7 protein-coding genes are annotated in these 7,014 nt (G+C 50.5%); 1 reads left to right on the forward strand and 6 read right to left on the reverse strand.

Annotated elements, in window-relative coordinates:
* The 3 genes from KDK13_RS08480 to KDK13_RS08490 all read right to left on the reverse strand — a co-directional run.
* Positions 1-427: heme biosynthesis HemY N-terminal domain-containing protein (locus KDK13_RS08480; protein ID WP_306671051.1), on the reverse strand; the 427-nt coding region annotated here is incomplete at its 3' end.
* Positions 424-1,863 (reverse strand): uroporphyrinogen-III C-methyltransferase, encoded by a 1,440-nt coding sequence (locus KDK13_RS08485; RefSeq protein ID WP_257284546.1) that lies wholly within the window; start codon positions 1,861-1,863, stop codon positions 424-426. The genes KDK13_RS08480 and KDK13_RS08485, both read right to left, overlap by 4 nt.
* Positions 1,860-2,615, reverse strand: coding sequence for a uroporphyrinogen-III synthase (locus tag KDK13_RS08490; protein ID WP_257284547.1), 756 nt, complete (start codon positions 2,613-2,615; stop codon positions 1,860-1,862). Before KDK13_RS08490 ends, KDK13_RS08485 begins: the two co-directional genes overlap by 4 nt.
* 157 nt (positions 2,616-2,772) lie before the next feature.
* On the opposite strand from KDK13_RS08490, the gene KDK13_RS08495 reads away from it, so the two are divergent.
* Complete coding sequence (locus KDK13_RS08495) at positions 2,773-4,515, forward strand: hypothetical protein (protein ID WP_257284548.1); 1,743 nt, start codon at positions 2,773-2,775, stop codon at positions 4,513-4,515.
* Between the two features lie 54 nt (positions 4,516-4,569).
* Here the strand turns inward: KDK13_RS08495 and hemC are convergent, their stop codons facing one another.
* The 3 genes from hemC to KDK13_RS08510 all read right to left on the reverse strand — a co-directional run.
* A complete protein-coding gene (gene hemC, locus KDK13_RS08500; RefSeq protein ID WP_373692225.1) occupies positions 4,570-5,502 on the reverse strand; it encodes a hydroxymethylbilane synthase in 933 nt (310 codons plus the stop codon).
* A 169-nt stretch (positions 5,503-5,671) separates the two neighbouring features.
* Entirely contained in the window at positions 5,672-6,409 is a 738-nt protein-coding gene (locus KDK13_RS08505; RefSeq protein ID WP_257284549.1) for a LytTR family DNA-binding domain-containing protein, read from the reverse strand.
* Between the two features lie 31 nt (positions 6,410-6,440).
* Positions 6,441-7,014: sensor histidine kinase (locus KDK13_RS08510; protein WP_257284550.1), on the reverse strand; the 574-nt coding region annotated here is incomplete at its 5' end.

A 7,014-nucleotide genomic window follows, 5' to 3' on the forward strand; every position in this document is an offset into this window, starting at 1 on the left:
GTCTCAGCCAGTTGGCACTGGCCTCATGATTTCCTGCTTCATGGGCCGCCCTGGCAGCGGCCAGATAGTTGATTAACGGTGATTCACCACTGTTTGCCGCCTGCCCAAGGAGTCGTTCAGCCTTGCGCCAGTGACCTTTGGTGAACTCTGCCAGACCCCGGTCAAACAGTTTCCGGGCTTTGGCTTTTCGGGCTCCCGATGATAGTGGATAGATAACACTGAATGTACCCAGCAGTAACCGGCCAATGATCACCGCCAGCCAGACCAGGCCAAGGGAGATGACAACCAGCAGCAGCAAACCCCAGAGGCTGCTTTCAAAGGTCATCTCATCGTAAGCAACCAGCACATAACCATGGTCGTTCACCATGATATTGGCCAGTAAAAAGCAGGCAGAAACAGTGATCAGGAACAGTGCAAACCCTTTCATGAAATTTGCACTCCCTGTTCAGCAGCTTGATCCGGCTCCGTCAATGGAGTTCCACTTTTTCCATCATGCTTGTCTGGTGATGCTGGTGTCGCCCGGTTCTCTTCCGGCTTGACGGTCGAATCGCTTTCTGGTGGTGTGGGAGCCTGTGGTGTGGGGGTGGGGGCAATAGCTGAGCTGGACTGGTGCTCTTTCAGTGCCTCCAGAGAACGATGAATATTGGGCATGTCGGGGGTTACAGAGACTCCCTCCAGGTCAGCAAGTTCGCCAGCCAGCTGATTGCTGAGTTCACCACCGAGCATGAAATAGCGATTCAGCCAGTCACTGGTTTGCTGGAGACTTTGCTGATAAATCGACTGCTGCCCGGTGATCAGCGCCAGCTTACTCTGTTCGATCAACATCAGCATCTTCTGCCGGATTAACTGCTCCTGTTCCGGTGTCAGCAATACTTCAATGGGTTGCTCTCGCCGGGTATTAATGCGGAAGAGGCTGGTGAACCGTTGCCAGGTGTCCAGCAATATCGCCCTGATGGTTTCCTGCCAGGTTCTGTCCGCTGCCGGGCTGGCTTCACCAGTGACCGTTGATCCGGGTTTCAGGGACGTGGCCATATCCGCAGCAGGGCTATCATCGAGGATAACAAGGTCGGGGATCAGATCCGCAACAGCCTGAAGTCGCAGCCAGATATCTTCCTGGTTTACCAATTCGGCAGCTTTCAGAACCGCCATATCTTCTGCCAGGGCCTCTCTGACCGGAAACAGGGCATAGTCATCCAGTTGTCTCAGTATCTGCTCGGCACTGGCCATCAGCTCAAGGGCACCGGTAACATCATTGACTGTAAGCAGCCGCTGATTGGCAAGGCGCAGCAGGTACTCGACTTCAGCAATACGCCATTGGTGGCGTGTAGAGCCTTCAAGCCCTCTGACTTTGCTGGCAAGGGTATCAATGCGGGACAAAAGCCTGGCTTCCCGTTGTTGCAGCGCCTGCAACTGTTCTTTGTGTTGCTCAATATCGGCCGAGGTGCTTTGTACCACCGTCGTCAGTCTGGCCTGTTGACGGGCAATCTGTGTCTGCAGCTGGTCCATCCCTTCAAGAAGAACCGGCTGGCTCTGCTCCAGCCCCATGGCACGCCAGCCGATGTAGCCACCAAGGCCAAGGGCACAGGCAGATACCAGCAGGGCAAATCCTGCCAGGCCTCTACCTGAACCTCTGGTTTCACGCTTTTTGTCGGCTTGCTGTTCTGAATTGGACGCTGTCGCTGAATGGATGCCTGTTTTCTGCTGAACATCTTCAGGTGCATTTTCTGGTAAACGGTCTGTGTTCTGGTCTGTATCGCTCACGCTTGGGCCTTCCGATTGTTCGAGAGGATAGTCCGGGAGAGCGCCCCCGGTGTTTTTCTGTCTCTTATGGGACTCTTCCTTCGGGGTCCGCTCATTTTTCACAAGAAGCAGATCCGGGCCAATGCCTGCAACATCGTCTCGTTGCTGGCACCGCCGGTATTGGTTACCTGCTGGAAACCCAGGCTATGGGCCTGTCTGGCAACCCGTTCACTGGGAACCAGCAGCCGGTAGTCAGCTCGATAGGACATGGGTAAGTAGTACCCAAGATTGGTCAGGGTTTCTCCACTACCACAGAGGATGACATTGATTGAGTGGCTTTCCAACATTTTTACCACCGCATTGCGATCATAAGTTGGGCAGGAACGCTGATAAACGTCCAGCGTCTGGATACTGGCACCGGCATTACTGAGCTGTTCCTCCAGTAACTCGCGCCCCCCTGCTCCCTTGATGATCAGGACTCTCTTATCCTGCACATGGTTAAATGCATCCAGGGTAAGCAGGGCTTCGCTGTCTACACCGGCTTGTGAATAGTGAGCCTTGATATCAAACTGCCCAAGTTCAGCGGCTGTACTGCCGCCAATGGCAAACCACTGGCAGTGAACCGGTAGCTGTGGCCAGTATCGTTCAATCAGCTCAACGCCCAGGCGGGCGGCCGGACGGCTGGTCACAATAATTTGGTCAAACTGGTCGAGCATTAGCAGGCAGTCTTTCATTGCCTGTGTTTCTGCCAGGGCATCAATAGCCAGCATGGGCACGGGCCAGGACTGCCCCCCCATTTCCCTGATGGCGTCTACCAAAGCCTGTGCCTGAGGCTCAGGGCGGGTTACCAATGCGCGAATATAAGACAGCTTCATTATGCAGTTGAACTAATTCCTTATCCTGGAGGTCGAATCCCGGAGGTCAAAGTTGGCGCTGTTTTCCGTGAGGGCAGCCAGCATCTCAATTGCATGGGGCATGATTTTCGAGCTTCCCAGGTGTCAAGTGCAATCAACCAGACAGAGAATATTATTAATGCAAACAAATATACAAGTGACGAATAAAACCACTCGATTTGAACCGGATTTTACACCAACATCCAGCACTGAAATAGTTCTATTGAACGGGCATAAACTGAGATACACGGATTCAGTTAAAAATCGAATGACTGATGTTTGTCCAGTCTGTCAGGAAGCACTATTCTCGGAAGAAAAAGGCATTATTGAAAGACCTTGCCAACATTTTGAACATCAGGAATGTATGCTCAGGAGAATAGCAGCCGACAATCAAGCTACAGCTATAAACACATGTACTATCTGCGTAAACAAAAAGCCGCATAATAAAGAAAATATTTTTTATAACAAGGGTACTGACTGGTTGATTAAAGCTGATCGAAAATGCGAGAGAGAAGGTTGCCTATATGTGCGCAAACAAAATGACAAAGCAGAGGCTCCTGATTGCCCATATCCCTATTCAATGTTCCCGGATCATGAAAATGCAACGGGTTTTCTTCATCAATACGGCAAATTAGTTGACAACCTTATTGTAACGCAACTGGGTCACTCCGGCATTAAAGCTGTTGAATTTCGTGTGGATAATATAACTGAGGAACGAAAGAATGAAATGGAAAGAATGTATGGCAAAGAAAATGATTTGGGGAAACTGGTTCAGCAACTTGATGAAAACCACAGGAGAGCAGAAGAGTGTTTAGCCACCCTGGAACAAAAATTCAATCAGGATTTCGAGTATGGTACTGATAACATAAACTCAGAAAACATGATGAATAACAGTGAAAAAAACATCAGAGATAGAATCCGGGAAGCCAAACAGGCATTAACAAATAAGACTGTCAGTAAATGCCTTATTGATTTGCGAACCGCGCTTGAAAATGACAGGGAACATTCCGGGAGCTGGGGATCGCCTGAAGTTTCATCAATGATTGCACTTTCAAACCCAAATCCTCATGAACTGATTCCTGGCCTGGCAGAGTCAACGGATGTGGATTTTGCCCTGGTCAGAAACTTTACTGTAGATGGAGTGAATCATCCATTCGAAGTGCGAGTGGATACAAAAAACATCAGTGAATCCAAATCTGTGAATGAGACTGTTGCAAATATTATTAACTGTGTTCGGTGTGAGCTAATGATGAGCAAACTCATGAAGAGCTATCCGGCCTATTTTGATGATAAAACCAAAGTTTATTTAAAAACACCATTTGATTACTGGGGTGATAAAATTGAGATTGTTTGCAGCGATAATAAAGAACAGACCCATGTCATCAAGTTGAGTGAAGTATTTGATTTTGAGAAAAAGGAATTTAACTTCACCGTATTCCTGGATGCTGTGGATGAATTCAAGAGTCATGGTATTAATCGTCATGATCTCAGGAGAGGTTCAAAGCTTCCGTTAGACCAAAGGCCAACGGGTAGGTGTGGTATGCCACAGCCAAATTTTGATCACGGTTCTGGTGGTATTGCGTCAGGAGAGAGCCCATCCGAATCCATGGGCTTATTTGGTACATGGGTTCCATCAAGTAGGTCGGGAAATGTTGGATTTACGATAAGCTCATTCCCCCCGTCCGGGTCGAGCTTATTTGGTACACCCAGTGGGTCGAGAAATGTTGGATTGACGGAGGCATCACAAGCGCCATCCAGTAGCGGATTTGTCCGAATATCAGTTAGTGACAGGCCCGAATTTACTGGCTCGGGTCCCGCAACAACATCGACAGTTTCGTTTTCCGAGGAAGCAGAATTTATCGGTTTTGGCGATATCCTTTAGGTTCTGTTGGCATAAGGTTACATCACACCAGTTCAACGCCGTCAGAAGGCGGCTTTAGCTGCTACCCGAATGGCTCAATTCAGCAAGGATTTTATCCGCCCCCTGTTTCAGGAGCGATTCAGCCACCTGAATCCCCGCGGACTCATAATCTTCAGCGGCACAGGTCACTTCACTGCGATAGATGGTCTGGCCGTCAGGGCTACCGACCAGGCCCCTGAGAAATAACCGGTCTCCGTCCAGTTCAGCAAATCCGCCAATAGGTACCTGGCAGCCACCATTCAGGCGTCTATTCATGGCTCGCTCAGCACCAACCCTGATTGCTGTTTGCGCATCATGCAAAGGGGCAATCAGCCGTCTGGTTTCTTCGTCGTCATGGCGCAGTTCAATGCCAACGGCACCCTGTCCAGCAGCAGGCAAACTCAGGCCGGTATCCAGACAGTTGCGAATGCGATCAGCCATCTCCAGTCGAATCAACCCGGCGGCTGCCAGAATGATAGCGTCATACTGGCCATCATCCAGCCTGGCCAGGCGGGTATTTACATTGCCCCGCAGAAACTGAATGGTCAGGTCAGGACGGGCGGCCAGTATCTGACACTGCCGGCGCAGGCTTGAAGTGCCAACAACGGCCCCCTGTGGCAGTTCATCCAGAGAAGCATAGTGATTTGAGACAAAGGCATCCCGTGGGTCTTCACGGGGGCAGATAACGCCAAGCCCAAGACCTTCCGGGAACTCCATGGGGACATCTTTCATTGAGTGCACTGCAATATCTGCACGTCCTTCGAGCAGGGCATTTTCCAGCTCTTTGACAAACAGCCCCTTGCCACCAATTTTTGCCAGTGGTGCGTCCAGAATGCGGTCGCCCTGACTGGTCATTTTGACCAGCTCTACCAGAATATCCGGATGGTGGTATTCCAGCTGCTGTTTGACATATTCTGCCTGCCACAGGGCAAGGGCACTTTTACGGGTGGCGATACGAACGGTTTTCACAGGAATGATGACTTCTATTATTCAAATAAACTGCCAGGCTATTAGCAAAAAGACTGCTGGCAAAAAGACTACTGCAAAACAGATGTGAAGGATAATACGACAGACCGGCTTTAAGAGACAGCCTCGAAGGTTGCCAAGCTTGGGAGGGAGGTCAGGCATGGCTGCCTGACTATAAAGATTGCATAATCTTCTTGATCAACGGCACATGACGTCGGCTGATGGACAGTGGTTCTGCCACTTCCCTGAGATGGATAAAACAGTGCCCCTTATCATCCCGGGACAGACTCTCAATGGCATCACGGCGTACCAGCGCATTTCTGTGAATTCTGACAAAGTGCTGGCCGTGGTCTTCTTCCAGGGTTTTCAACGGATCATCGATCAGCACTTCGCCATGACGGTGATGCACCGTCACATATTTATTATCCGCCATGAAATAGAGCACATCGCCCAGGGGAACCAGCTCAATACCACGCAATGTTTTGGCGGCGATATGGCCCTGCTCTCTATGCTCTGTCTGATGGTCGTTCAGCCAGGCCAGTTGCAGACGATTCAGTTTACTGGCACGTTGCAGTGCCTGATTCAGCTCTTCCTGACGAATCGGTTTCAGCAGATAACCCACGGCCTGGGCATCAAACGCTTCAAGGGCGTGATTGTCATAGGCGGTACAGAAAACCACGGCCGGTGGTTTGTCCATGGAGCTGATGTATCTGGCAGCTTCCAGCCCGCCCATAACCGGCATGCGAATGTCCATCAACACGATATCGGGCTGATACTGGCTGCACAGGTCAATGGCATCCCGGCCATTGCTGGCCTCATGTTCAAGCACCATAAAGTTATCAATCCGGCCAATCAGGTGTCTCAGCCGTTCCCGGGCCAGTGGCTCATCATCAACAATCAGGACATTCATTGTTCAGTGATCGGTTCCCGTCAGTCATTTATCAGCTTTGGTAATCAACAGCCTTGTCCCATCGGCAGGGATATTGCACCTGCGCTGTATACCATTTGGTACCAGCATGCTCCCGGATATCCGTGGTCAGGCTGGCTTTGCGGCCGTAGAGCATGTCCAGACGGGAGCGGATATTGTTCAGGGCAATCTGATTGCCTTTTGAAATCGTCTCAGTATATGGCATCGGATTTTCTACAGAAATCTGAACCATTTGATGATCAATGTTGATGATGATCGTAATGCAGCCACCAGCCTCCAGCGGCTGAATGCCATGGTAGACGGCATTTTCCACCAATGGCTGCAGGGTAAAGGGTGGAATACCCAGACTTTGCGGAAGTTCACCGACCAGCCACCGGACCTCAAGGCGGTCACCCAGCCTTTGCTGCTCAATTCTCAGGTAACTTTCGCTGATTTGTATCTCTTTCTGGATGGGGACGACAGCACTCTTGTTTTGGCCGGGGTTCTGCAGGCTGGCTCTGAACAGGTCTGAGAGGTCCTCCACGGCACGCTCGGCTTTTTCCGGATTGACCTGGATCAGGCTGGCAATAATATTCATGGAATTAAAC

It is taken from the genome of Endozoicomonas sp. SESOKO1, assembly GCF_024606265.1.
Lineage (GTDB): Bacteria > Pseudomonadota > Gammaproteobacteria > Pseudomonadales > Endozoicomonadaceae > Endozoicomonas.